Origin of the sequence: Marinagarivorans cellulosilyticus (assembly GCF_021655555.1) — a bacterium.
Taxonomy (GTDB): Bacteria; Pseudomonadota; Gammaproteobacteria; order Pseudomonadales; family Cellvibrionaceae; genus Marinagarivorans; species Marinagarivorans cellulosilyticus.
Genome location: NZ_AP023086.1, coordinates 4772284 through 4795662, shown reverse-complemented (window position 1 = coordinate 4795662; position 23379 = coordinate 4772284). Strand labels below are relative to the sequence as shown.

18 protein-coding genes are annotated in these 23379 nt (G+C 47.4%); 12 read left to right on the top strand and 6 right to left on the bottom strand.

Going from position 1 to position 23379, the window contains the following annotated elements; genetic code table 11:
* Nucleotides 1–9: 9 nt before the first annotated feature.
* Together MARGE09_RS19610 and MARGE09_RS19605 are read left to right on the top strand one after the other, a co-directional pair.
* Nucleotides 10–1413, top strand: a complete 1404-nt coding sequence (locus tag MARGE09_RS19610; RefSeq protein ID WP_236984834.1) for a DUF1552 domain-containing protein — start codon at nt 10–12, stop codon at nt 1411–1413.
* Nucleotides 1414–1639: 226 nt separating this feature from the next.
* A complete protein-coding gene (locus tag MARGE09_RS19605) occupies nt 1640–3115 on the top strand; it encodes a glycoside hydrolase family 30 protein (RefSeq protein WP_236984833.1) in 1476 nt (491 codons plus the stop codon).
* A 66-nt stretch (nt 3116–3181) separates the two neighbouring features.
* Here the strand turns inward: MARGE09_RS19605 and MARGE09_RS19600 are convergent, their stop codons facing one another.
* Nucleotides 3182–4558, bottom strand: a complete 1377-nt coding sequence (locus tag MARGE09_RS19600; RefSeq protein ID WP_236984832.1) for a DUF1552 domain-containing protein — start codon at nt 4556–4558, stop codon at nt 3182–3184.
* Nucleotides 4559–4621: 63 nt separating this feature from the next.
* Nucleotides 4622–6988, bottom strand: coding sequence for a DUF1592 domain-containing protein (locus MARGE09_RS19595; protein ID WP_236984831.1), 2367 nt, complete (start codon nt 6986–6988; stop codon nt 4622–4624).
* A 344-nt stretch (nt 6989–7332) separates the two neighbouring features.
* Between MARGE09_RS19595 and MARGE09_RS19590 the strand changes: the two genes are divergently transcribed.
* Both MARGE09_RS19590 and MARGE09_RS19585 read left to right on the top strand, forming a co-directional pair.
* Entirely contained in the window at nt 7333–8691 is a 1359-nt protein-coding gene (locus tag MARGE09_RS19590) for an acyltransferase family protein (RefSeq protein ID WP_236984830.1), read from the top strand.
* A 23-nt stretch (nt 8692–8714) separates the two neighbouring features.
* On the top strand, nt 8715–9902 hold the full coding sequence (locus MARGE09_RS19585) for a hypothetical protein (RefSeq protein ID WP_236984829.1): 1188 nt from the start codon (nt 8715–8717) through the stop codon (nt 9900–9902).
* Nucleotides 9903–10202: 300 nt separating this feature from the next.
* On the opposite strand, the gene MARGE09_RS19580 is transcribed toward MARGE09_RS19585, so the two are convergent.
* The 3 genes from MARGE09_RS19580 to MARGE09_RS19570 all read right to left on the bottom strand — a co-directional run bounded on the left by MARGE09_RS19580 (nt 10203) and on the right by MARGE09_RS19570 (nt 12259).
* Nucleotides 10203–11321: a mechanosensitive ion channel family protein gene (locus tag MARGE09_RS19580; protein ID WP_236984828.1), complete on the bottom strand. Its 1119-nt coding sequence runs from the start codon at nt 11319–11321 to the stop codon at nt 10203–10205.
* 78 nt (nt 11322–11399) lie between these two features.
* Nucleotides 11400–11690: a hypothetical protein gene (locus tag MARGE09_RS19575; protein ID WP_236984827.1), complete on the bottom strand. Its 291-nt coding sequence runs from the start codon at nt 11688–11690 to the stop codon at nt 11400–11402.
* A gap of 23 nt (nt 11691–11713) precedes the next feature.
* A complete protein-coding gene (locus tag MARGE09_RS19570) occupies nt 11714–12259 on the bottom strand; it encodes a PilZ domain-containing protein (protein WP_236984826.1) in 546 nt (181 codons plus the stop codon).
* Nucleotides 12260–12374: 115 nt separating this feature from the next.
* Between MARGE09_RS19570 and MARGE09_RS19565 the strand changes: the two genes are divergently transcribed.
* The 6 genes from MARGE09_RS19565 (at nt 12375) to MARGE09_RS19540 (ending at nt 19421) form a co-directional block, all read left to right on the top strand.
* Entirely contained in the window at nt 12375–13619 is a 1245-nt protein-coding gene (locus MARGE09_RS19565) for a lipoprotein-releasing ABC transporter permease subunit (RefSeq protein WP_236984825.1), read from the top strand.
* A 60-nt stretch (nt 13620–13679) separates the two neighbouring features.
* Nucleotides 13680–14369: a lipoprotein-releasing ABC transporter ATP-binding protein LolD gene (lolD, locus tag MARGE09_RS19560; RefSeq protein WP_236984824.1), complete on the top strand. Its 690-nt coding sequence runs from the start codon at nt 13680–13682 to the stop codon at nt 14367–14369.
* A complete protein-coding gene (locus MARGE09_RS19555; RefSeq protein ID WP_236984823.1) occupies nt 14366–15607 on the top strand; it encodes a lipoprotein-releasing ABC transporter permease subunit in 1242 nt (413 codons plus the stop codon). The genes lolD and MARGE09_RS19555 overlap by 4 nt, the downstream gene beginning before the upstream one ends.
* 81 nt (nt 15608–15688) lie before the next feature.
* Nucleotides 15689–17320 (top strand): methyl-accepting chemotaxis protein, encoded by a 1632-nt coding sequence (locus tag MARGE09_RS19550; RefSeq protein WP_236984822.1) that lies wholly within the window; start codon nt 15689–15691, stop codon nt 17318–17320.
* A gap of 340 nt (nt 17321–17660) precedes the next feature.
* A complete protein-coding gene (locus MARGE09_RS19545) occupies nt 17661–18995 on the top strand; it encodes a putative porin (protein WP_236984821.1) in 1335 nt (444 codons plus the stop codon).
* 12 nt (nt 18996–19007) lie between these two features.
* A complete protein-coding gene (locus tag MARGE09_RS19540; RefSeq protein ID WP_236984820.1) occupies nt 19008–19421 on the top strand; it encodes a type 2 periplasmic-binding domain-containing protein in 414 nt (137 codons plus the stop codon).
* 31 nt (nt 19422–19452) lie between these two features.
* On the opposite strand, the gene MARGE09_RS19535 is transcribed toward MARGE09_RS19540, so the two are convergent.
* Nucleotides 19453–19992: a DUF2062 domain-containing protein gene (locus MARGE09_RS19535; RefSeq protein WP_236984819.1), complete on the bottom strand. Its 540-nt coding sequence runs from the start codon at nt 19990–19992 to the stop codon at nt 19453–19455.
* 159 nt (nt 19993–20151) lie between these two features.
* On the opposite strand from MARGE09_RS19535, the gene MARGE09_RS19530 reads away from it, so the two are divergent.
* Nucleotides 20152–22566 (top strand): DNA internalization-related competence protein ComEC/Rec2, encoded by a 2415-nt coding sequence (locus tag MARGE09_RS19530; RefSeq protein WP_236984818.1) that lies wholly within the window; start codon nt 20152–20154, stop codon nt 22564–22566.
* 217 nt (nt 22567–22783) lie between these two features.
* Nucleotides 22784–23377, top strand: coding sequence for a MotA/TolQ/ExbB proton channel family protein (locus MARGE09_RS19525; RefSeq protein WP_420828107.1), 594 nt, complete (start codon nt 22784–22786; stop codon nt 23375–23377).
* Nucleotides 23378–23379 lie beyond the last annotated feature (2 nt).

The following is a 23379-nucleotide window of genomic DNA, read 5'->3' as shown; positions in this document are numbered from 1 at the left end:
GGTTTTATTATGAAAATGAATAAAAAAATATTTGGATTAACACCCAGCGAAGCCGTAAGACACGATAGCCGCCTTAAGCATTCAATGGCAGAGGGTATTCGCGATAAGAAAGCATTTTTAGCTAACGAAGAAAAATCCAGCATAGAGCGTAAAAAGTTTGTTGATAAGGATCGTCGTCGCTTTCTGGATTTAATTGGTAAGGCTGGCGTCAGCTTGCAAACATTAAAAGCGTCGAGTTTGGTCGCTGGCGCATTTGCATCGCGTAATGCCTTGGCCGCTGAAGACTTTATGAACAAAAATGTGGTGTTTGTTTATGTTAGCCAAGGTGCACCGGGGGATCAGTGGTTACCCGATGCCCCCAATGCCACACGGGCAGCATCCGATACTTACCGCGATCACGGTGTCAGTGATTTAATGGCGTTTCGGCATGTGAATGTAGAGGTGAATGGCCACGCCAGTGGTCGCCAAGCTTTGGGCGACCCGCAGTTGCAATTTCATTTGCACAAGCCTACCGTCGATATGCGCATTGCCGAAGTGATTGGCGGTACAACCCCCTACGGCATGATGTACTTAGGTGCCAATGCCTTAATGGGGATGAATCAATTTGGTGAGCCAAAAGAACTATTAATGATTAGCGATGCGGGCATTCCGGTTGATGGACCGCAGGCAGCGTTGAATCAATTTTTTAACTCGGCCCCCGCAATAAAAAATGATAATGGCCCCAAGCAATTAATTGCTCTGCAAGAGCGTGCCGTTAACGCTTTAAAAAGTAAACTAGGCGCAGAAGAATACAGCCGTATTCAATCGCATCTGGATGCGTTAACGAGTTTAGAGTCGCGCATTGTATCTAAAGACGAAGAAGAGCCCTTCAATTTAGGGGCTTGTAATCAACAAGGGATTAATTTATTTCAAGAAACGTTAAACCAAGGTTATGGCCAAGCTGATGTTATTGCTTCGGCTTTTGCGTGTGGTTTAACTAAAGTGGCGGTATTGCAAGTAGGCGACAACAAAGCGCACTACACCATGCCTGGGTTTTTCGACCGTGAAGTACACGGCGACGGTTCGCACAGTGGCAACTATCACGATTTTATTTCGTGCTGCCGCGGCCACCAAACGGTGCCTGCGTACATGCTTAAAAAGCTAAAAGACACCATCGGTGCCGATGGCAAACCGTTAATTGATAATACGGTTTTTGTGGTAACAAACTGTATGGGTGATGGCCGCGAGCATACACCTTTTGCTAGCCCGTGGGGCATGGCTACACGTATGCCCGGCTTTCAAAATGGCTTTTCGCGGGGCGATGGCGGTAATTGCCGTGACTTTATTAGTGCTATTCCTGTTGGCATGGGATTGCCAGAGGGGATGTACACGAATTTGGGCGGCGACCCTAGCCGTGCAAATATATTAGCGTAGTTTTTACCCTGTATTACCCTAAGTGCTATCCCAGTAGTGCTTTTTTGTCGCGCCTTCGGGCGCGACCTTTTTATTCAAAACGGCTTAGCGCAATTATGTGCTAGGTAAAGACGACTTTTATAATGCAACGCTAGCGTTACTTATCTTATCCCTCGTTTTTGTTACCTTTACTGTCGCGGGATGCATATTGGCCCAATATCAATAGTGACCGAATCAGGAAAACTTAATGAATTACCGCACCATATTAATAACCGCTTTGTCATGTGCATTAGTGGCATGCCAACAAACACCCACTAAACCCCATGCGCCAAACAACTTAGTGACTCAAGCGCCAGCATTGGGTGCGCCCGTTGCGGTTTACACCACCGCTAAAAATACAGAACAACGCTTATCGCAAGGTACAACTTTAACCTTTGCTAAAAGTGTTCAACCCTCAGAAGGAGAAATTTCTGTTTTTGTTAACCCGCATAAATCTTTTCAAACCTTTATAGGGGTTGGTGGCGCATTTACAGATGCCAGTGCCGAAGTGTTTGCTAAATTGCCACAGGATAAACAACAAGAGTTGTTAACGGCTTATTACGATAAAGAGCAGGGTATTGGCTATAGTTTAGCGCGTACGACTATTCACAGCTCTGACTTTGGCAGCCACAGTTTTACCTACATAGAAGAGGGCGATAAAGAGCTAAAAACCTTTTCTATCGATCACGATCGCGAATTTCGATTGCCGCTAATTAAGCAAGCCATTGATGCTGCCGGCGGCGAACTGTTGGTGTACGCCAGCCCATGGAGCCCGCCGGCTTTCATGAAGAGCAATAACAACATGCTAAAGGGCGGTAAATTATTACCCGAATACTTCGAAAGTTGGGCCATGTATTACACCAAGTTTATTAAGGCTTACGAGGCCGAAGGTATACCGATATGGGGTATTACAATTCAAAACGAGCCGATGGCAGTGCAGCGCTGGGAATCTAACATTTATACCGCAGAAGAAGAGCGCGACTTTTTGAAAAATTACTTGGGCCCTATTATGGAACGTGAGGGTTTAGGGGATAAAAATATTGTAGTTTGGGATCATAACCGCGACTTAATCAGCCAGCGTGCCAATACTATTTTTGAAGACCCCGAGGCTGCAAAATATGCTTGGGGTATTGGCTTTCATTGGTACGAAACGTGGGCTGGTGGCACCACCATGCACGACAACTTATACAATGTTGCACAGTCGTTCCCCGATAAAAAACTATTATTCACCGAAGGCACCAACGAGCGTTTTTCACGGGATAAATACCAGCATTGGCCCAATGCCGAGCGCTATGGCCATTCTATGATTAACGACTTTAATGCCGGTACGGTAGGGTGGACGGATTGGAATATACTATTGGACGAAAACGGCGGCCCGAATCACGTGCAAAACTTTTGTTTTTCGCCGATTCACGCCGATACGCGTACAGGTGAGTTAATTTACACCCCAAGCTATTACTATATTGGCCATTTTTCCAAGTTTATTGCGCCAGGGGCTAAGCGCATTAGTACCACTGTTAGCCGAAGCCATTTACTGGCGACATCTTTTCAAAATGACGATGGCAAAACTGCAACTGTAGTAATGAACCAAAGCGATGATGATATTGCCTATAACTTTATTGTAGAAGATAAAGAAGTAGAGCTAACAATTCCTGCACGAGCCATGCAAACGTTAGTCTATTAGAAAAAATAGCGGCTGATTATTCAGCCGCTAATGCTGCGGAGGAATTTATAGCCGTTTATCAGCGGTTTAAATGCCCGCTAACGGCCCCGATGCTGGGTCGCCATAGCTGGTTAAGTCAAAATCAAACTTATTCAATATAGCCGCATGTAAAGCCGATGTGCGCGCGCCGTTGGCGTTAATCACGCGTCCGGGTTCAAAACCACCTGCGCGACCGGCTAATAATGTGGGCATATCGCGGCGTGAGTGAGAATCGCCATTACCATTTTCCGAGCAATAAAGTGCGAGGCTTTCGTCGTACAGGCTGCCGGTGGGTGTTGGTGTATTACGTAATTTGTCGACCAAGTAGGCAAAGCGGCGCGCTTTAAAGCGCGAGGTCAATACGACGCGTTCATCGGCAATGCGCGCTGCCACATCACGAGGTAAGGCATCTAGATCTTTAGCGCGGTCGTTATCGCCCAATTTATGGGAAATAAAGTGATCGCTGTAGTTGCCAACACCAATGGTGCCCGCTTCGTCGCGACTGCCATCGCCTAAAATGTAATCGGAATAATTCACGCCCCAGCTATTGCTGTATTGCACTGTAGCTACATTGGTAAGATCACAGGCCATTGCTAACACGGCAATATCAATAAAGAATTTAGACTTATCGTGAAAATTATTTGCTGAGCCATTCAGCTGAGCAGAGCCGCACGAGTGAGTAATATTAATCTGTTGCTCCATGGTGCGAATGCTATCTAAAAACTCATCGACTCGCTGCCTATCGGCTTGGCCAAGCTTGGATTGTAGTTGTGCGCAGTCCTCTTTTAGGAAGTCCAGAATACTCGCGTTGCGTTGGGCAATCGCATTGGCAGCGGCGGAGTTTTCGGCTGCGCCAAATAATTTATTGAATAAACGGCGCGGGTCGCGCTCGGTATCGGCGGGCGTGCCGGCACCAACCCAAGACACATAGCCTTGAGATAAGGCTAAATCGGTAGAGGCCGACATCGCAAGGTACGGATAAGGGCCTGCATGTTTTTGCGCAATAAGCATATCGAGGCTGGGTGCAGCCGGTGTTGAAGCGTCGTCACTATTGGCTTTTTTATATGCTTGCAGTGCCATCGAACAGGTGTGAATGTTGGTATTCAAACCCTCGTGGTTAATGCCATTAACCACGGTAATATCTTGATAAATCGCTTCGCACGAAGGCCAAATACCTTCCGCGCCAAAACCGGCTAAATCTTGTAGGGCAGAGGATAAATTGCCGGGTTCGAGCCTTCCTGTGCGTGGTTGCCACCGGCCTGGATCTGTGCCGTTAGGGTAAAAAAAGCCAAAAAATCGTTTGGGTGTGGCATCGGCAGCAGACGCTTTGGCAGGCATCATCGCCTCTAGCATGGGCAAAGATAATGCTGCGCCAGCGCCGCGCAATAAAGTACGGCGCGGTAATCTTTTATTTTTTATCAACATAATATTCTCCGGCTAACTGCCACAGTGCGCATGTAGTAAATTGATCTCGGCAATGGTTAACCATCATTTTTCAGTACCAAAAATTTTCATTTCACGAATAGATGACCATTCGGTGATATTTTCATGGGTGCCTGTAATCGTGATGCGAATATACCTCGCCTCCACGGGGGCAAATAGGTCGCTGATTTTATCGCCGCCTTGGGTATTGTTTCGGCGATCGACCACGCGGGTGTAGTTAGTGCCATCAACGGATACTGATATTTCGTATTGATAGGGTCTATCGAAGTAGGGGTAAACTTCACTTTGTACAACGGTAAATAACCCGCCGAGGTTAACAGTAGCCGTATGTGGGAATTCGAAGGCGGACCAACGTGAATCGCCGGTTAAGTTGTTATCGGTAATGCGTGAACCAGGGTTCTCGGGTTGTTCTGCGGTGGTAGTTACAGGCTTGTTAAGCGCTACATTGCTGACGGTGGGTTCTGGTTCTACTTCTTCTTTGGGCTCAGGCGCTAAGCGCACGCGAAAAGAAGGGTCTTCTACCAGTGAAAGCAATAAAGAGGCAAATTGCCGCCCTGAATTTTGGAACTGCTGGCCAGCGCGGTTAACGGTGCAGTGGTCGGCATCTTGTGGTTCGTGATTGCGAGTGTATAGGAATAGCCTGTCGGCTAAGCACTCGCCAACCTCGGGCATTTCAGACAAGGATTCTGCAATGGATTGAATGCTTTGAATACTGCTGTTGTTCGCGTCTGGAAAGCCTGCTTCAACGGGGAAGTCAAAAAGATTAACTTCGTCATCGAAAAGCCCTTGTCGGTTAAAGGGGGCAAAGGCAACGCCAATTGGGTCTATTTGTGCGTGGCAGCGCTCACAGGCTGGGTCCTCGTTGCGTGCGGCGATAATTTCCATAGGGGTATAGCCTGAAAACTTGCCATTAATAATATCGGCAATACCTGCAGGTAATTTTAGTTCTTGGCATAAAAATGTTCCGCGCAGCCAGTTGCCGCGAATAGCGACAAGGTCACCATCTGTTTTGGCAAACATATTCGCGCCGTGGGTCAGTATGCCGGTATGCGCGCGCGGGTGGCCGGCCGGCAGCACTGCGGCGTTTTGTCCCGCGCTATTTAAACCGTAATAAGTGGCTAGTTGCGGCGTTAGGTAGCTTTTGTTTTCGGTAAAGACACCCATAAAATCTTTATCTTGCCAGACGTATTCGCTTAGTAATTGATTGGTTTCTGAGCGCATGTCGTCAAATATATTCCCGTACCAGTTTGCAGGTTTTTCTACCGGCTCGTTTAAGAGGTTGGTAGCTAGCCACTGTTCGAAAAAGGCGGTTAAATTTGTTTTGGCGCGCGGGTCTTGGAGCATTTCTTGGGCGATGGTTTTTAGGCCTTGTGCGCTATCGAGTTCGCCGTTTTCGGCTTTATTAAGCAGCTCGGCCGAAGGCCCTTGGCCCCACAGCGAAAAGGCTAAGCGAGAAGCTAGTTCATAATGATTGAGTGTCGATAAGCCTTCTGCACTATTGCCTACTTCAACGCGGTAAATAAAATTCGGCGAGCTCAACATGACTTGCATGGCGAGTGTGAATTGCTCGCGCGTGGAGCTGCCTTGCGTAATGGCAAATTGTTGAATGCGATTGCTTTCCTCCGCAGAAAGCGGGCGCCGATACGCGACACGGCCAAAGTTATTAATAAACGTATTTAAGCAGCTTGGATTGTTGTAATCACAACCTAAAACGCGGTTGCGGCGTTCGGTTGAATTCATTAAGGCTTCGGCTTGTTCTAGGGCTACCGCGATATAACCACTTAGGTGGCTAACTTGCACACTTTGTACACTGGCTATAGTTTTGAAGTTGTGAACCGTTGGGTCGTCGGGGATGGCGCTAACATCGGGGGTTTCATCAAGTTGAAACAGCGCTTGTACCGTATTGGCAAATTCTTGCTGCGATAACCGTTTAAATAGGCTGGGGCTAACGTGGGGGCTGCTGTCGTTACATGCATTGCTGTCGGGCGCTTGGTTGAATGTGGTCATCACATAGGCCGCAACGTTGATGGCGCAATCGCCGGCGCATTGCTGGGTTGCCGTTGCATTGCCTGGCGGCATTGCAATGTCGGTAAAGCGGGCAAAGCTTTCGGCGTTGCCACAGACCGAACAGCCCACTAACGAAGGGGCATTAAATTGCTCGACACCTTCGCCATTTTCGGCGTGGCAAAGCTGGCAGTGATCCTCATATTGCTGCTTCCCAGTGGCGACATCGCCAGCAATGCTAGGCGCAGAGCTGGACGAGGCTGCGGTGCTGGCTGGTACGCTAGAACTGCTCGAAAGGCTGCTTATCGTTTGGTCGAGCTGACTACTCGATTGCTCAACTTCTTGTTGTGTCCCTGTACAGGCTGCAAGCCAAAGGCTGCTCGCTAGCACAAGTGAAAGACGTTTCATCACAAAGTGACCTCGCGGATCAATTGTCGGTGGTATGGGGCGAAATTTCGCTGAGTACGTAATTTAATGACCTTACAATATGCCAAAAAAATCGTTTTTCGGGCGGGTTATCTAGCGACTAATTTCGCGAGAAGTGAGCGTGCCATCACAGCTTAAAAAGAAAGCGAAGCAATTGCCGGTTTAGGGGCTTGGCTTGGTTTGCTGAGTTTCTTGGTGCTAGCTAGCTCAAAAAAACAGCAGCTGCTAATGCTAAATACGTACTATTACCCATAGCCGTAAGTGGGTCTTTATTTCACACTGGGTGTATTACGAACGGTGTCAATACCGCTGCAAATGACTTATTTATGGACGATATGCAACGCGCTCCCCATCGATGGTGGCAGTGCTTTTCAATAAAGAATAACGTGAATGCGCTAGTTGGCTTTTCTGATGGTCGGCGAGTCAACCTTGATGTGTGGCGCAGCCTGGCGATGTTTTTGGTGTATGTGTTCCATTGCTTCTTTTATGCTCGCTACACACTGTCTCCTGCTGAGTTTGAATATTTTTACAGCAATACACCGCTGTTACTAAAATGGGTTTGGGCTGGTGATCGCGGAGTTGATATATTTTTTGTTATTAGTGGTTTTTTAATTGGTAACATGCTGTTAACGGAGCTGAAAAACACGGGGGAGGTCGCATTAAAACGCTTTTATTTTCGCCGTTTAATGCGACTTATACCTGTATATTGGCTTGCGATGCTGTTGTATTTTTTAGTTGGGGCGGATAGTTACCACCAACTTTGGGCGAATACCCTGTTTGTTAACAATATGATACCGGTTGCCAATTCCGCAATGGCTTGGTGTTGGTCTTTGGCGGTTGAAGAGCAATTTTATTTAATATTACCGTTGCTTTTGTATTGGCTGCGCGCTAAGCGATTGTTGCTATGGCTGTTAATTATTGGCGTGTTGTCGTTGTTTGTTAGGGCGCTTGTACTGAATGCAGGGCCAGCGGTGGCAGTAGCAAGCAGCAAAAGTGTCATGTTTGATACGGCGATTTTCAATCAATTTTTCGACCTTTTATATAATAATTTATATACCCGCTTTGGCGAGTTAATAGTTGGTGTTGTTGGTGCTTACTTGCGGCTTTACTGTGCTGAAAAAAGTAGAAGCTTCCTGCGAAGTTATGCCGGTAAGGCTGCGCAGGGTATTGCTTGGTGCCTGTTTTTTAGCTTTGTTTTTTATGGCGGTTTCCAGTTTGACGCACAGTCAATTTTTTATATGGATTCGGTATTGATAAAAAATACTTACCTTGTTGTTAATCGCTTGCTATTTGCTTTAAGTGTTGTGGTGATTGTTTTATCCGTAAGTTTGTTTCAAGGTGGGGAGGGTGAGCAACGTTGCCGTCTAACTGTTGGCCGAACTATTAAAAGGGGCGTTAATTTCTGGGGTTTCTTTGCAAAGCTTTCTTATTCCATTTATGTGTTTCACCCTTTTGTGATTTTTGCTTCTAGTCAGTGGGTCTATAAATTTTATACCCCAGAGCTGGCGCAAACTGGCGTATTTTATTATGGCTATATGCCGTTATTCGTAATCATCACGCTACTTCTAAGCACGATAGCTTCGGTAGTGATTTACTTGCTAGTCGAGAAGCCTTTTTTAAATTTACGAGAGATGAATACTCGCGAGTCTACTTTAGCGGTTATGCCGGCGGCAAGGGCCAGTTAATAGGTTGATAAGGAAGCAATATTATGGTGGGTTTAGCGCAAGGTTTGAGTTTGGCGATGCTTGATGCCTTGTTTGGGCACGAGAGCGAAAAGGGTATTTACCTGTCTAGTAAAAAATTTGATTTTGTGCTGTTTTTTGTTGGGGTATTACTGCCTATTGTATTTTTTGTACTCTATTGGAATGCCGGTATTCCGATGGCATCGCTGATGGTACTTTTTATTGTACTGTTGGATACTCCCCATGCTATGCAGACAATTACTCGGGTGTGGATGGATGATCAGGCGCGTACGTTATTTGGCCGGCGGGCTATTCTCTGTTTTGTGGTTATGGCGATTGTATGCTTGACGTTAATTTTCACGGGTAATAGTTTTTATATTTTGATCATACTGCTATTTTATGGCCCATATCATATTATTATGCAACACTTTGGTATGGCCTCGCTTTATCGGGCTAAGGCGGGGAGCACATCTGTTCAAGTTGCCATGCAGGACAAGCATTTATTGTTATCGACTTATTGCTTGTGTGTTAGCTGGGCGAGCCACGATTTATTTAACTTGGGGCCGTTGTGGCTTTGGCCCGAATTCGTACAACCTTTTGAAGCTTTAGGGTTGGCGCTTGTTCCACTCATGTTGTCTGATTTTTGGCTGTCTTTTGTATTGCCTGCATCCTTTGTCTATTTTGTCGTTTCGCTCGCGCGCTGGTTACTGGGTTTGTACCAGGAGCTTGGTCGTGGTATGGGGCTCAATAGGCCTCGCTTGCTGACTCTTTGTTTGGCGGTGCTTAACTTTTTAGTCGTGTTTTTTGTACTTAATGCGGTTGCGGTGTCTTTAAATGAAGGGCTGTTTTTTGTGGTAATCGGTATTACCGCGTGGCATGCAGTGCAGTATAACGGCTTGGTTTGGCATTATAACAATAAGAAATTTTGCGCTCTTAAAGGCATTGGCGGGGCTGGTTCAGCGTTGCTTGCATGGCTGTCGCAGCGGCATCGATTTTTCTATTATATTGGCTTTCTTGCCTTAATTACGTTATGCACGCAGCTGATTGCCATGCTCTTATTGTGGCTGGATAGTCATGCAGTTAAAGCATGGTTAGGCGATACGCACGGCCTTGTCTATGCGGCTTACAGTGTGACGTTTACCCACTATTATTTAGATACGTTAATTTGGAAGGGCAAGCACAATAAGGAGTTAGGCCAAGTCATGTTTGGTTGATGTTGATAAGGGTATTTTGGTTAAGCTTGGAATAAGGGCCTGAAATAACCCAAGGTAATACACTGTGTTTTGTGGCCTTTCAAAATCTATGGCTTAATTCGTGACCAATAAACATTAAATTGGCGTAACTATTCAGCCGTGTTCAAATAGGTCGGCAAACTGATCATTTTTTGGGCCGCTCAAGCCATCCTTGGTCGCTATGCAAGCGTTTTAGGTATCCGGGTGCCCATAAAACAATCAATTCGCCTTTATAGTGACCATTATTTCGCACCCACTTGAATAGTTACAAATTGGCTAGCACTAAGATAGTGGCGCTGCGGGCGCTATAGATATTGAAGGCGGTGCGCCGCTATTGTGAAGCGCAACATCATGCGTTAACGGAGTGGCTAAGTTAATGTCAGCTTTTAGGGCTAAGTGTTGCGTTAATTGATTAATCGAGCGGCGCAGGTCAATTAAGCGCGCGGGCGATTTCGTATGAAAAACCAACCCCCACTTTAAAGCGTGATCGCCAGTTTCGAGTAATACGGCTTTCATTCCGTGATCTGCTTCATAGGGTAGGCGCTGTTCGGTAGCTAAGGCGGCAACGTCGTTAAACAGTTTTTCAACGGCTTCTGCTGGGGTGTCGTAACCGATATTAAAACTTAGGCATTCGCGCAAACCTTTATTAGAGGCAAAGCGCGATAAGTTGCGCAACGTATGATCGCGCAGTGCGGTGTTGCGCACCATAATGCGATTATTGTGTGCGATATCCAGTAGTTCGGTGTGGAACATTTTGGTTTTGAAAACTTCGGCTATCATGCCGTTTGGCAGCTCTAAAATATCGCCTTCTTCGATCATATCGCTATTAAGTAGAATTAATCCGCTAATAATATCTGGCGCCCAAGAGGCCTGTGTTAATGCCAGCATAACGCCAATAACACCAATAACCCCACCGGCTTCGAGTAAATTACTAAACCCCAGTTGCTGAACAATCGCCACCACGGCAAGAATAATAAAAAATAAACTGGTGAGCAGCGATAGGGCGCGGGTTTGATAGGTGGGGATGGTGATGGTTTGTTCGCCGATTGTACGGCTTTTACCGAACCGCTTAAATATAAAGTAGGCGCTAATAAAATTGCTGAGATAACACAAATAAACGCTCGCTGCGATGGCGAGTGCGGTGACTAAACCGTATTGCTTGCTTACTTCGCTGGGAACTTCAACATACATAACGGCAGAAATGGCCGCTAAGCAAACACCGCGTATTAGGGCAACCCGCAGCGAACGCTTGGGTGCTGGTGCCTTGGCGCTAAAGCGCTCGATTATTTTTTTGGCAAATACCATGCAGCCTAGGCATATGATGCAAAAAATGATTTCGGCTAGGGTTAAGGCTTGGCCTAATAACTGAACACCGGGAAGTACTTCGAGTTGGTCAAGCAAGTGCGGGTCCTTGTGCGGTAGTTTGCGTTCGGGCTGGAGCTACCATGTGGCGGTTGCCTTCGGTAGCTCTGTGAGCATTTACTGGGGTAAAACAACGGAGTGAATTACGTGGTCACCTTCGAAATAGACTTTAAACTGCTCGTATTCCCAAGTGTAAATGGCTGGCTCGCCCACTGGGCCTGTGCGTGCAATAGGCTCGCCAAATTGGGCTGCAACTTGGGCTTTTGTAGCGCCGGTACTCGGGCGTTGGATATTCCAATAATCGCCTTGTTTACCTAAAGGGATGGCGACTGTTTCACTGAATGCGACGGGGGTGTATAGCCCTGCACATAGAGTAAGGCTGGCGATAAGGCTGAGAGTACGTTTCATAATGGCTCCTAGTAAGGTTCGAACTAAGCCTGTTGCTGGGCTTTTGTCAGTGCTTTCGCAATTACCTGCTGTTGCGTTGCTTCAAGGCGATAAAATTTAGCCGCTACGTTATAACTATTATCGCGGCTTTCGCAACGAATAATTTGTGCAAAGGTTATCACGGGGGTGAATTGAGGTAAAAAAATGATTCTCAAAACAACAAAGCTGCCTTTATAGAGCATGCGCGGGCTTTTGAAGGCGATGCCATCTTGACTCAAGCTTATGCGCGTTTTAGGTAAGTGTTGGTAGCTACTAAATACAGTATGCCGTGCGAGCAGGTCTATTTTGTCGTTCAGTAGCTTTAAGTAACGCAAAATGGCTGGCTGTTGGCTGGCAATAACGCTAGCGGCTTGTTGCGCCTTGTGGTCGATAATAGCCAGCGCCTCCAACACATGCCAAGAAGGTCCCTCGCTGGCAACATCGACGGCGGCGGTATGCTGGGCCGTTTGGGCATCCACAGGGTGGACATCAAAAATAACATCATCATCAATGCGGAAGAACTCCCGCCGATCTTGTGCTTCTTGGCTCATGCGCTACCTGTGAAAGACTCAGTGATTGGGCTACTGTCTTTAGGATAGACCAGCTTGGCAGCCCGCGAGCATTGCGAGGCTTGTGGTATGGCGCTTTATTGGGTCTAATGCGCCCATGCAAAATACTCTCCCTATTACTATTGGGCTTCGTTATTTACGGGCCAAGCGCAGCAATGCGTTTATTTCTTTTGTCAGCCTATTTGCTTTTTTGGGTATGGCCCTAGGTGTGTTTGCTTTGATTGTGGTCTTGTCGGTCATGAATGGTTTTGATCGCGAGCTTAAAGAGCGCATTTTGCGCACCGTGCCGCATGGTTTTATTCAGCCCGAAGGCGGCCTTAAGGATCACGATGCGCTTATCGCTTCTTTATACGATACCCCACACTTAGCAGGCTTAGCGCCTTATGTGCAAACGAATGGCTTGCTGACATATGCTGGCAATGCGCGCGGGGTAAGCGTAGTGGGTATAGAGCCATCACTCGAGCCCTCGGTATCCGATGTGCAAGATTTTATGTCGCAAGGGCAGATGAATACATTGCGCGCCGGTGAATACCGCATGCTAATGGGTGGCTTGTTAGCGCGTTTTTTAGGCGTTGGGGTTGGCGATAAAATCACTTTAACGTTGCCCGAGGTGGCGGTTACCCCTGCGGGTGTTTTCCCGCGTAGCCGCCGTTTTACTGTGGCCGGTATTTTTGATACTGGCGCACAAAGTGATCAATCGCTGGTGATGATTCACTTGCGCGATGGGCAAAAACTGCTGCGTTTGGGCGATAAAAGCCAAGGCCTGCGGGTGAAAACCGATGATATTTATCGCGCACCACAAGTGCTGGCCGCTATGGCGCAACGCATCGAGCAGAAAGTTGAGGTTAAAGATTGGAGCCAAACCCAAGGCCATTTGTTTCAAGCGGTAAAAATGGAAAAAACCGTAGTGGGTTTTTTGTTGGGCATTATTGTGGCGGTGGCTGCTTTTAATATTGTCACAAGCCTAGTAATGATGATTGCCGAAAAGCGCAGTGATATCGCGGTGCTGCGCACCATGGGCTTAACCTCGCGAGGGGTCGTGGCGATATTTATGGTGCAAGGATTAATGCTTGGGGTAGTGGGTATAGCGCTAGGTGCGCTATGCGGTATTTTGGGCGCGCTTTATATCTCAGATGCCGTCGCTTTCTTAGAGCATGTTTTTAATGTTCAGGTGTTTGACCCTAGTGTGTACTTTGTTACAAGGCTGCCCTCTGAATGGCGCCTGCACGACAGCATTGTTGTGTGCGTTGGTGCGCTGGCGGTCAGCATTGTGGCTAGCGCTTATCCGGCATATAGGGCTAGCCAAATCGCACCGGCAGAAGCTTTGCGGTACAACATTTAATTGCCGCCCAAATAGTGCTAGCGCTGCGCGCTGGTTTGATCAATGAATTAGGTTTAATGCATGACTGCAGTTTTAGAATGCCAAGGTGTCGCCAAAACGTATGGTCAAGGTGCCTTACAGGTAGAGGTATTAAAGGGCTTAGATCTCCAGTTAATGCCATCAACGCAAACAGCCATTGTGGGGGCCTCTGGGGCAGGCAAATCTACACTGCTGAATATCCTTGGCGGCCTAGATCGCCCCAGTGCTGGCGTGGTGCATATTAATGGTCAGCCTTTTTCTGCCCTAAGTGAAAATGCCCGCGGTCGTATACGCAATCGCAGTTTGGGCTTTGTTTATCAGTTTCATCATTTGTTGGGCGAATTTACGGCACTCGAAAACGTAGCTATGCCGCTGCTTATTGCTAAAGCCCCCAAAAAACAGGCTTACCAAAAAGCGGAGAAACTATTGGCGCGCGTGGGTTTATCGGCGCGCTTGCGCCACAAACCCAGTGAATTATCTGGTGGTGAACGCCAGCGCGTAGCGATTGCAAGAGCCTTAGTGTGCGACCCAGCATGTGTATTAATGGACGAGCCCACCGGTAACTTAGATAGCCAAAACGCCGCTGCTATTCGCGAATTGATGTTGGAGTTAAGCCAGCAGTTGGCAACGGCGTTTGTGGTGGTTACCCACGATATGAATATTGCCCGCCAGTTGGATCGCGTGTTGGAGTTAAATAATGGCCATTTAACGCTATTGGATACACCGGCATGAAGCTGCCAATTCCGCGTTTCTCGTTATTTATTGGTTTGCGTTATGTTGGCGCCCGCGAGCGAAACCTATTAGTTGCCTTTTTATCGCGGGTTTCTATGGCTGGGCTTATTGTGGGGGTGGGGCTATTAGTTGTAGTGCTTTCTATTATGAATGGCTTTGATCGCGAGCTGCGGGAGAAAATCCTCAGTTTATTGCCGCAAGCTTCGGTTTATCACCGCGAAGGGATAGACGATTGGCCAAGCTTGCAAAAGCGCTTAGAGGCCTATCCGCATGTTGTTGCGGCATCCCCCTTTGTGGAAGTAAGAGCCTTGGTGGGGGCGGCAAACCGAGCGGAGCCCGTTGCCATTTACGGTATTGCGCCTAAAGCCGAGCGCCATGTGTCGGATATTGCGCAGTACCTTTCGGAGCAAACCCTCGCAGCACTAGAAAGCAGTAGCGATAAAATTATTTTAGGCGCAGGCATTGCCGAAAAGCTGGCAGTTAAAGCGGGCGATAGCGTTATGGTGATTGTGCCTGATAACCAAAATCCACGTGCGCCACCGAGTATTACTTATGTAGATGTCGCCGCTGTGCTGACGACACAAACCGAAGTTGATACCAAGCTGGCATTGATGAACCTGGAAAAAGCACAAGCATTAACGCTCGATGGTCAAGTAACCGGTATGCGTTTAAAGCTCGACAACCTTTTTGATGCGCACGATATCCTTTGGCACGTGATTATGGATCTTGGGCGCGGCTATTATGGCAATAGTTGGTTGAGTACTCACGGCAACCTTTACCATGCTATACACATGTCCAAACGTTTAGTGGGATTATTGATGTCGCTTATTGTGGGGATTGCGGCGTTTAATGTGGTATCGACCTTAATTATGGTGGTTGTCGAAAAGCAGGGCGCTATTGCCATATTAAGAACGCTTGGGGCCAGCACGCGTGAAATTATGGCCGTATTTATTGTGCAAGGTACGGTGATTGGCATTGTGGGCGCGCTGCTTGGCGTGCTATTTGGTGTGGGCTTGTCTTTTGTGGTGAGTGATCTTGTGGGGTTACTCGAGCAGTTGCTGAGTGTGCAATTTTTAAAGTCGGATGTATACCCCTTAACGTACTTGCCCATCGATATTCGCTGGCAGGATATCGCACAAGTGGTAACTACCGCCGTTACCTTATGTCTATTGGCCACGCTTTATCCTGCATGGCGTGCCAGCCGCGTAAACCCTGCAGAAACCCTTCGCTATGAATAGATTGGCCGACCAATCCAAAGCGCAATTGGAAAATTCGAGCGCTTAGCTATACTCAATGGGAATACCTTGCGTGTAATTCCCATGACTTTTTTTTCAGGATTATCCATCAGCCGAAAAATATTTGCGATACCTGTTGTCGCGATTGTATTTTTTGGCATCTATTTATTGCTCTCGTATAACGTTTCGCATAAAAATTTAACCAGTATTGATTCTGTTTACCATATTGATTTTCAAGCCCTAGTAATTGCTAAAGAGCTGCTTTTCGATATGGAACGAATTGATGAAGGCTTAACGCAAGCGGCCATGAGTGGTGAGCAAGATACTTTAGATATAGCCCTGAAACGAAAAGAGCATGTTTTAACCTCGATACAAAATTTGCGAGAACTTCCTGCGCCTGCAGAAGCTGTAGCCATTATAGAAGACGGCTTTATTGCGTATGCCGATGTGGCTTTCCCGTTGAGCCAGAGTTTGATTGATGGCAGCGCCGATTTTAGTTTAATAGGCCAACAAGCCGAAAAAAAAGCTGAGGTATATCAGAATTTAGCCGCCATATTGGCCGGTTTTATTTCGCAACGTAATAAACAGTTCGATACGTCGTTTGATGCCATTGCGCAGTCTGTTAAAAAACAAACAATGACGGGGGTACTATCGGGCGTGTTGATGGCTTTTTTCTTATTGTTAATCGCATTGCCCATTGCATTGGCTATCGACCGGCATTTGCGCGCAGTTGTCAGCTCACTCGAGCGTATTGCCAGCGAAGATAATGGCGACCTTACCCAGCGTATTGAAGCGCGCAGCCAAGATGAAATTGGCCAATTGGTACATTGGTTTAATCAGTTTATTGCGCGTTTACACGATGTAATTACGCGTTTAATTCAAGCTTTTAAGCCGCTCGAAGGTTTAATTGGCAATATTGATGGTGTAGCTGATCGGATGGGCGCCGCGATTCGCGATCAAAAAGTAGATGCGCAATCGGCGAAGGACTCGGTCGATGCCATATCTCATAGCGTAAATAACGTGGAAGCGTTTTCTATTCAAGCGGCAGAAGTTGCCAATCATTCGGCAACAGTGGCGATTGAAAGCAGCACTACACTAACGTTGGCCGCAGAAGGTGTTGCACATTTGGCCGAAGATATAGAGGGCGCGCAGCAGGTTATTTCTCAGTTAGCTGAAGATGTCCAGCAAGTGGGAAGTGTGCTGGAAGTCATTAATTCCATTGCGGAGCAAACTAATTTGTTGGCACTAAATGCAGCCATTGAGGCGGCGCGTGCGGGCGAGCAAGGCCGGGGTTTTGCCGTGGTGGCTGATGAGGTGCGCAATTTAGCGATTAAAACCCAGCAATCGACGCATGAAATAGAAACCACTATTTTGGCTCTGAAGGAGGCCGCCAACCGCGCTGTAGGCGTAATGAAAACGAGCGTTTCAATGGCGCATGAAAAGGGTCAGTTAACGCATTCTGCTGGCGTTGCCATTCGCACAATGACAGAAGAAATTAAAAAAATTAACACCATGAATCAACAAATTTCCGATGTGGCTAAAGGGCAATCCCACGCAGTTGATAAACTCTCAACGGTTGTTTCTTCGATGCATCAGCATACCCATCAAGCGTCTTTGGAATCCGAGCAGCTGTTTACGATTAGTCGCGAGTTAGTTGATGTTACAAGGCAAGCATCCACGCAACTAAAAAGCTTTAAGGTGAGTGGCGCTGGTTGATCTTGATGGTTAACACTTACCGCTAAGCATCTACTTAAAATTGCCTTATGGCTTAGCTTTATTGCAAGCTTGAACCATCAATTCATTGTTGCCTTTATTATTTGGTTTTATTCTAAGGCTTATCTTTTTAATTGTTTATTGTTTTTATAGTTAAACGTTAGTTTTAATTTTTGTTCCCGTTTTAAATAAAATAATTCACGTTAAGTATTTTTTGGTTGATTTCTATTTTATCTACTACGCTTTATAGGGAGTTTAAGAGACCTTCCGATAAGCGGTTGTATGTATTGACTAAAATTTTGGAAGTTTTTCATTGATCTTATCGAGATTACGGAACGAAAATATGAATAAATTAAAATTGCCTGTGATGGTAGCATTGCTTGCTTCGGCGGCAGGTGCTAGCGCGGAAATTAATTTCCGTGGGTTTGGCTCGGTTGTGGGTGGGCAAGCAGTGAGTGTTGATGAAGGGCAGAGTGTATTGGGTTACACCGATACTATAAGCTTTAAGCAAGATTCATTAATGGCTCTGCAAATGGATGCCGACCTTGACGAAGGCTTAAGCGCTACAATGCAGCTGATAAGTCGTGGTAAAGATGAGTTTGATGTTAATGTTGAGTGGGCTTATTTAACTTATGAGCTAACGGATGAGCTGCAGGTGAGTGCGGGTCGTATTCGGGCGCCCTTTTATCGCTATTCAGATTTCTTAGATGTTCGTTATGCTTACAACTGGGTGACGGCGCCTGAGCGAGTTTATGCTTTTGATTTTCCTGGTTTCGATGGTTTGTCGGTTTTATACAATAAAAGTTTAGGGCCTGTTGATAATTCACTTCAATTAATTGCCGGAACACTGGATGGCGTTACGGGTTCTACGCCTCTCTTACTTGAAGATTTTATTGGTGCGAGTTGGGTGGCCTCATGGGAGTGGTTAACGGGGCGTGCTAGTTACTTGCAAGCAACACTGTCCATTGATGATAGTGGTGCCGAGGGTGTCGCTAATGGTTATGAGGACTTAGGCAAAGGAATGTTGGGCGTGGCTCAAGGTTTTGGGGGGTTTGCCGCTTTTGCGCCAACTGACACCATGGCTGCAGATGCAGCTTATTATAGTGAGAAATACACGCTCGTAGGTAATCAGCTGTTAAGCACAGTTGATGAGGCTCGAATTAAAGATGACCACGGTGCCTATATGGCGTTGGGGTTTTCGGTAGATAAAGGCTCTTTTATTGCCGATGCTGAGTGGATTCATTATGCGGTTGATGAAGCTTTGGTCCCTAATACCTCTGCTTATTACCTAACGCTGGGTTGGCGCTTTGGTCCTACAGTAGTATATGGAACCTATAGTCGCGAAGAGCAGGATGCTAGAACACGGGCGACGAATCCGATTCATGATTTGTCATTAGTCGCTGGTGCTATTGAGGACGACGATGAGCTCTCTACTGCTCTGCGAGCCATCCCAGACTTGGCTGGCTTAGATGATACGGCGGTTTATCTGGTTAGAAATACAGAGGCGACAAGAGCGGGTATTAATTCCGGCGCCGTCGATAGGGTTAATACGCACGTAGGCGTACGCTGGGACTTCCACCCATCTGCCGCATTTAAAGTGGCTTATGAGGTTACGGATAATCGTATTACTGATACTCAAGGTGGTGTGTTCCGCACCGCTATTGATTTTGTCTTTTAATCAGGGGCTACCATGAAAAGAATATTATTATCGGCAGTCTTAGGTTTAACTATTGGTATGCCTGCATTGGCAGATGTTGTTGTTATTGTGCATCCGAGTAATGTGGCATCGGTTTCAGAAGACGATATTGGGCGTTTATTTTTGGGTAAAAAAAATAAATTCTCTGATGGCGCCAAGGCAATGCCTATTTATCTTGCGCAAGGGCACGATGCCCGCGAGGAATTTAATAAAAAAGCATTGGGTAAATCGTCTAGCCAATTAAAAGCCTATTGGTCTAAATTAATTTTTACTGGAAAGGGCACCCCACCGGATGCTTTAGGTAGTGTTGAAGATGTTATTGCAAAAGTCTCTGCAGACCCATCAGCTATTGCCTATATAGATGCAGGTTCGGTAACAGATGCGGTGAAAGTGGTTAAAAATTATTAAGCGTTAGCGTTTAGTGTAAAAGGGCTTCTCGTTACGAGAAGTCCTTTTTTTTGCATTTATTTTTATGCTTTCGGGTTCGCCAGCGGCTGATAACTTGCCAGCGCCAAACCCATTGAATAATGCAATAGCTTACTCCCCCCGAGACTAGGCCAAAAGTAAGGGTGCCAATGACAAAAGGTTTCCAAGCTTCAAGGAAAAAGCTTTTAAACCACGCCCAAGAGGCGTGAAAGTGAAAGGTTTCGATGGGAATTTGTAGAATCCAGCAGCCTAAAATATAAGCGGCATAGTAAATAAAGGGAAAGGTCAGCGGATTGCTGATCATCACTAGAGCAAACGCGATGGGTAAATTGCAGCGAAACCAGAGCGAGGCGACAGCGACTAAGGGAATGTGCCCAACGGGAATGGGGAAGAAACAAATAACCAAACCAATAAAAAATGCGCTAGAAACAGAGTGCCGAGTCAGGTGGAAGAGGTTTGGGTCGTGCAATAGTACACCCAAAAAGCGAAGCCGGGAGCTGCTTTTTAAGGCGTTAGGGTCGGGTGACCATCGTTTTAAAAACTTCCGTGGCATTGTATTTTCGCGCTAGTACATCAAGCTTTTAGTATAGATGAGGCGTGCGATAGCCCTCCAGTAGGAGCGCCATTATGCCGCTAAAGCGCAGTACCTACTAGCTTTTAGTTAATGCTAGTCGTTGCTTGTATGGGGTGTTGGTACAACGGAGTGTAGTTTGTGTATAAGGTAATTGCTGGTGCCGCAGGCATGGGGCATGTGGTGTTGTATGCGGAGCCGCTAAGGTATTGGTGGTGGCTAGCCATGTTTTTTTTGGCCGTAGTTGCTGTATTGCATCATTGGCGGCGCAGCCCAAAAGTAGGGGCAGGGCGCGGTTTTTACCTATTAGAGTGGGCGCGCAGCCTAAGTCTGTGGTTGGCGATTTTTACTTGTTGCGCAGCGATAGGGACTTGGCGGCTCGAAAGCTTAGTGGCGGCCCAGTTGCCTACCGCCCTAGACAAAACCAAAATTGCGCTCATTATTCGTATCGATAACCTTCAAGTTGTGTCGCCCTTGCGCACTCAGTTATCGGCTACGGTGGTCAGCAGTGCCGATGCTAACGGCACCGCGACCTTATCTAAACCGTATTCGCTGCTTGGCAAGCATTTGCGCCTAGCTTGGTATTCGCCTCCGCCCGATCTTGCGGTGGGGCAGCAATGGCAGGCCGAAGTGGTGGTGCGTCGCCCTCGCGGCATGATTAACCCCGGTGGTTTTGATTATGGCGCGTGGTTGCTCGGGCAGGGGTATCAGGCCACCGGTTATGTAGCGGCTACCGCCGAGGCTACCTTGTTGGCGCAGGCTGCTCCTTCGTTGCTGCAGTTGCTGCGTACGCACCTTCAAATTTCCATGTCTAGTATTGCAAGTGAACCGGCCCATCGCTTTTTTTTGGCTTTGTTAATGGGGGATAGGCAGGCGCTTACAGCGGATGATTGGCAGGTGCTGCAGGCTACCGGTACCGTGCACTTGATGGCTATTTCAGGTTTGCATGTGGGCTTGGTGGGCCTTTTGGGTTTTGCTTTAGGTGCTGGTGTTGTGCGCACGGCTTTGCGGGCGAGGTGGGTGTGTTCGGCCTGGGTATACCGGATAGGCCCGCCGATAGTAGCCATTGCTTTCGCGCTGGGGTATGCCTTGCTGGCAGGGTTTTCTGTGCCTACCCAGCGCGCGCTCATTGCGGTGATATTGGTGAATGTATTGTGGGCTACGGGGGGGCGCTATTCCCGCTGGGCTTTGCTGGCGTTGGCGCTGTTGCTGGTTTCTATGGGGGAGACGCTGGCTTGGCTGCAGTCCGGTTTTTGGTTGTCGTTTATTGCTGTTGCTTTTTTGTTAGCCAAATACGACGGCTCGGTGGGTTATCGTGAGGTGGGTAAAGGGTATTCGCGCTTTTGGCGGCGGGCCATTGTGGCTTTAAAGGTGCAGTGCTTATTGTCTATTGGGCTTTGCGTGCCTTTGTGGTTGCTTGGATTTCCTGCTAGCGCCTTGTCGCCTGTCGCCAACTTTATTGCTGTGCCATTGGTGGCTTTGTTTTTTGTACCTGTGTTGCTGCTTTGGATCCCCTTAAGTTTTACGCCCGTTAGTGAGCTGGCCTTAGCTGCGCTGGCGTGGACGTTTAATCTTTTGTGGTCTGGTTTGGTGAGCCTGGCCGGTTTGCCGCACGCTCTTTTTTGGCCGGCGACTAACATCCAAGGGATGGGTATTGTTGTGGCCGTATTAGCTTGTGCGATGGTTTTGTCGCCGGCAACTTTAGGGATGCGCTTGGGCGCTTGTGGTTTATTGGCTTTACTGGTGTTGGGTTTGCGTCCAAACCAAACGCCTTTTGAGTTAGTCGCGTTAGATGTGGGGCAGGGGCTGGCGGTGGTTGTTCACCAGCCCTATGGCGCTCTACTTTATGATACAGGCGCTGCTTTTAGTGATCGCTTTAATGCTGGCAGTCATATTGTTGTGCCTTACTTGCGAGGGCGTGGGGCTGCGCCCTTGTCGGTGATGGTGAGCCATGCCGATGCTGATCACCGCGGCGGCGCAGCGGCTATTTTTAAGCAGCTCCCGCCCGATAAGGTGTGGTTTGGTGAGGCGTTTCCCGCTTTGCCGCATGGTGCTATTGCGTGTGTGGCAGGGCAGCGCTGGCAATATGGCGGCGCTGACTTTAGCGTTTTATGGCCGCCTAAGCGAAGTGGTGGCAACGGCGTAGTTACACCGTTTGCTGCGACTAAAAACAGTAATAACCGCTCGTGCGTATTATTGGTTGAATATCGCGGTAAACGCTTTTTGTTGCCGGGCGATATTGATCGCAGTGTTGAGCAGCATTTGTTAAAAGAGCCGTCCTTAAAAGATATCGATGTCCTTATTGCGCCGCACCATGGCAGTAAAACATCGTCATCGCGGGTATTTTTAGAATGGCTGCGCCCGCAGCATATTATTGTTAGTGCCGGTTATAAAAACCGCTATGGGCACCCGCATAAAACGGTATTGGAACGTTATGAAGCGATAGGAGCTGCAGTGTGGACTACTGCGCAACACGGTGCTATTAACGTTACTTTAGAGGGGGAAGGCATTGTCGTTAAGGCTGAGCGTTTAAGTCGGCCCAAGGTGTGGCGCTGAGTATAAAAATACGGCTAGCTTAAGAGCTTTGTGCGGGCGTGTTAATGCATGCGGTAGTGGCGCGATCTTTACAAATGACGACTATACTTCGCTGAGGATTTACGCGCTAAACTGCGCACTAACTTCGCGTGAAAAATCGGGTATGATACGCGACCAATAATGACAAGACCTTCAGGAGATACTGGTGGAAAATATCTTTGCTGCAGGCGGCTGGCTTATGTTCCCGCTGGCGCTGTGTTCCGTAGCTGTTATCGCAATATCAGTTGAGCGTTTTTGGACGCTTAACCCCAATAAAATCGCGCCACGCAACCAATTGGGCGATGTTTGGACTCAAATACAAAATAACAACATGAGTTCTGAGCAGCTAAAAGAGCTTAGAAAATCTTCCCCGCTGGGTCGTGTTTTAGCGGCTGGTTTAACCAATTCGCGGCATGGTCGCGAAGTGATGAAAGACAGCATTCAAGAGGCTGCCAGCCAAGTGATTCATGAGCTGGAACGCTATTTAGCCATATTGGGCACTATTGCAGCAGTAACCCCTTTGTTAGGTTTGCTCGGTACGGTACTGGGTATGATTAAGGTTTTTGCCGCGATTATGCTAGAAGGTACTGGTAACGCAGGCGTATTAGCCGGTGGTATTTCGCAAGCGTTGTTAACAACTGCTGCGGGCTTGGGCGTTGCTATTCCCGCCATGATTAGCCACCGTTTTTTCTTGCGGCGCCTTGATGCATTGGTTATTACCATGGAGCAAGATGCTGTAAAACTCGTAGACGTATTGCATAACGACCGTCGCGTTGACTTAAAGCAAGCGTAATC

Excerpts from the sequence above, each read along its gene's own strand:
- MARGE09_RS19610 (WP_236984834.1), top strand. The coding sequence starts at position 10 with ATGAAAATGAATAAAAAAATATTTGGATTAACACCCAGCGAAGCCGTA.
- MARGE09_RS19575 (WP_236984827.1), bottom strand. The coding sequence starts at position 11,690 with ATGAAACGTACTCTCAGCCTTATCGCCAGCCTTACTCTATGTGCAGGG.
- MARGE09_RS19595 (WP_236984831.1), bottom strand. The coding sequence starts at position 6,988 with ATGAAACGTCTTTCACTTGTGCTAGCGAGCAGCCTTTGGCTTGCAGCC.
- MARGE09_RS19555 (WP_236984823.1), top strand. The coding sequence starts at position 14,366 with ATGAAGCTGCCAATTCCGCGTTTCTCGTTATTTATTGGTTTGCGTTAT.
- MARGE09_RS19535 (WP_236984819.1), bottom strand. The coding sequence starts at position 19,992 with ATGCCACGGAAGTTTTTAAAACGATGGTCACCCGACCCTAACGCCTTA.
- MARGE09_RS19565 (WP_236984825.1), top strand. The coding sequence starts at position 12,375 with ATGCAAAATACTCTCCCTATTACTATTGGGCTTCGTTATTTACGGGCC.
- MARGE09_RS19600 (WP_236984832.1), bottom strand. The coding sequence starts at position 4,558 with ATGTTGATAAAAAATAAAAGATTACCGCGCCGTACTTTATTGCGCGGC.
- MARGE09_RS19585 (WP_236984829.1), top strand. The coding sequence starts at position 8,715 with ATGGTGGGTTTAGCGCAAGGTTTGAGTTTGGCGATGCTTGATGCCTTG.
- MARGE09_RS19605 (WP_236984833.1), top strand. The coding sequence starts at position 1,640 with ATGAATTACCGCACCATATTAATAACCGCTTTGTCATGTGCATTAGTG.
- MARGE09_RS19540 (WP_236984820.1), top strand. The coding sequence starts at position 19,008 with ATGAAAAGAATATTATTATCGGCAGTCTTAGGTTTAACTATTGGTATG.
- lolD (WP_236984824.1), top strand. The coding sequence starts at position 13,680 with ATGACTGCAGTTTTAGAATGCCAAGGTGTCGCCAAAACGTATGGTCAA.
- MARGE09_RS19550 (WP_236984822.1), top strand. The coding sequence starts at position 15,689 with ATGACTTTTTTTTCAGGATTATCCATCAGCCGAAAAATATTTGCGATA.
- MARGE09_RS19570 (WP_236984826.1), bottom strand. The coding sequence starts at position 12,259 with ATGAGCCAAGAAGCACAAGATCGGCGGGAGTTCTTCCGCATTGATGAT.
- MARGE09_RS19545 (WP_236984821.1), top strand. The coding sequence starts at position 17,661 with ATGAATAAATTAAAATTGCCTGTGATGGTAGCATTGCTTGCTTCGGCG.
- MARGE09_RS19525 (WP_420828107.1), top strand. The coding sequence starts at position 22,784 with ATGTTCCCGCTGGCGCTGTGTTCCGTAGCTGTTATCGCAATATCAGTT.
- MARGE09_RS19590 (WP_236984830.1), top strand. The coding sequence starts at position 7,333 with ATGGACGATATGCAACGCGCTCCCCATCGATGGTGGCAGTGCTTTTCA.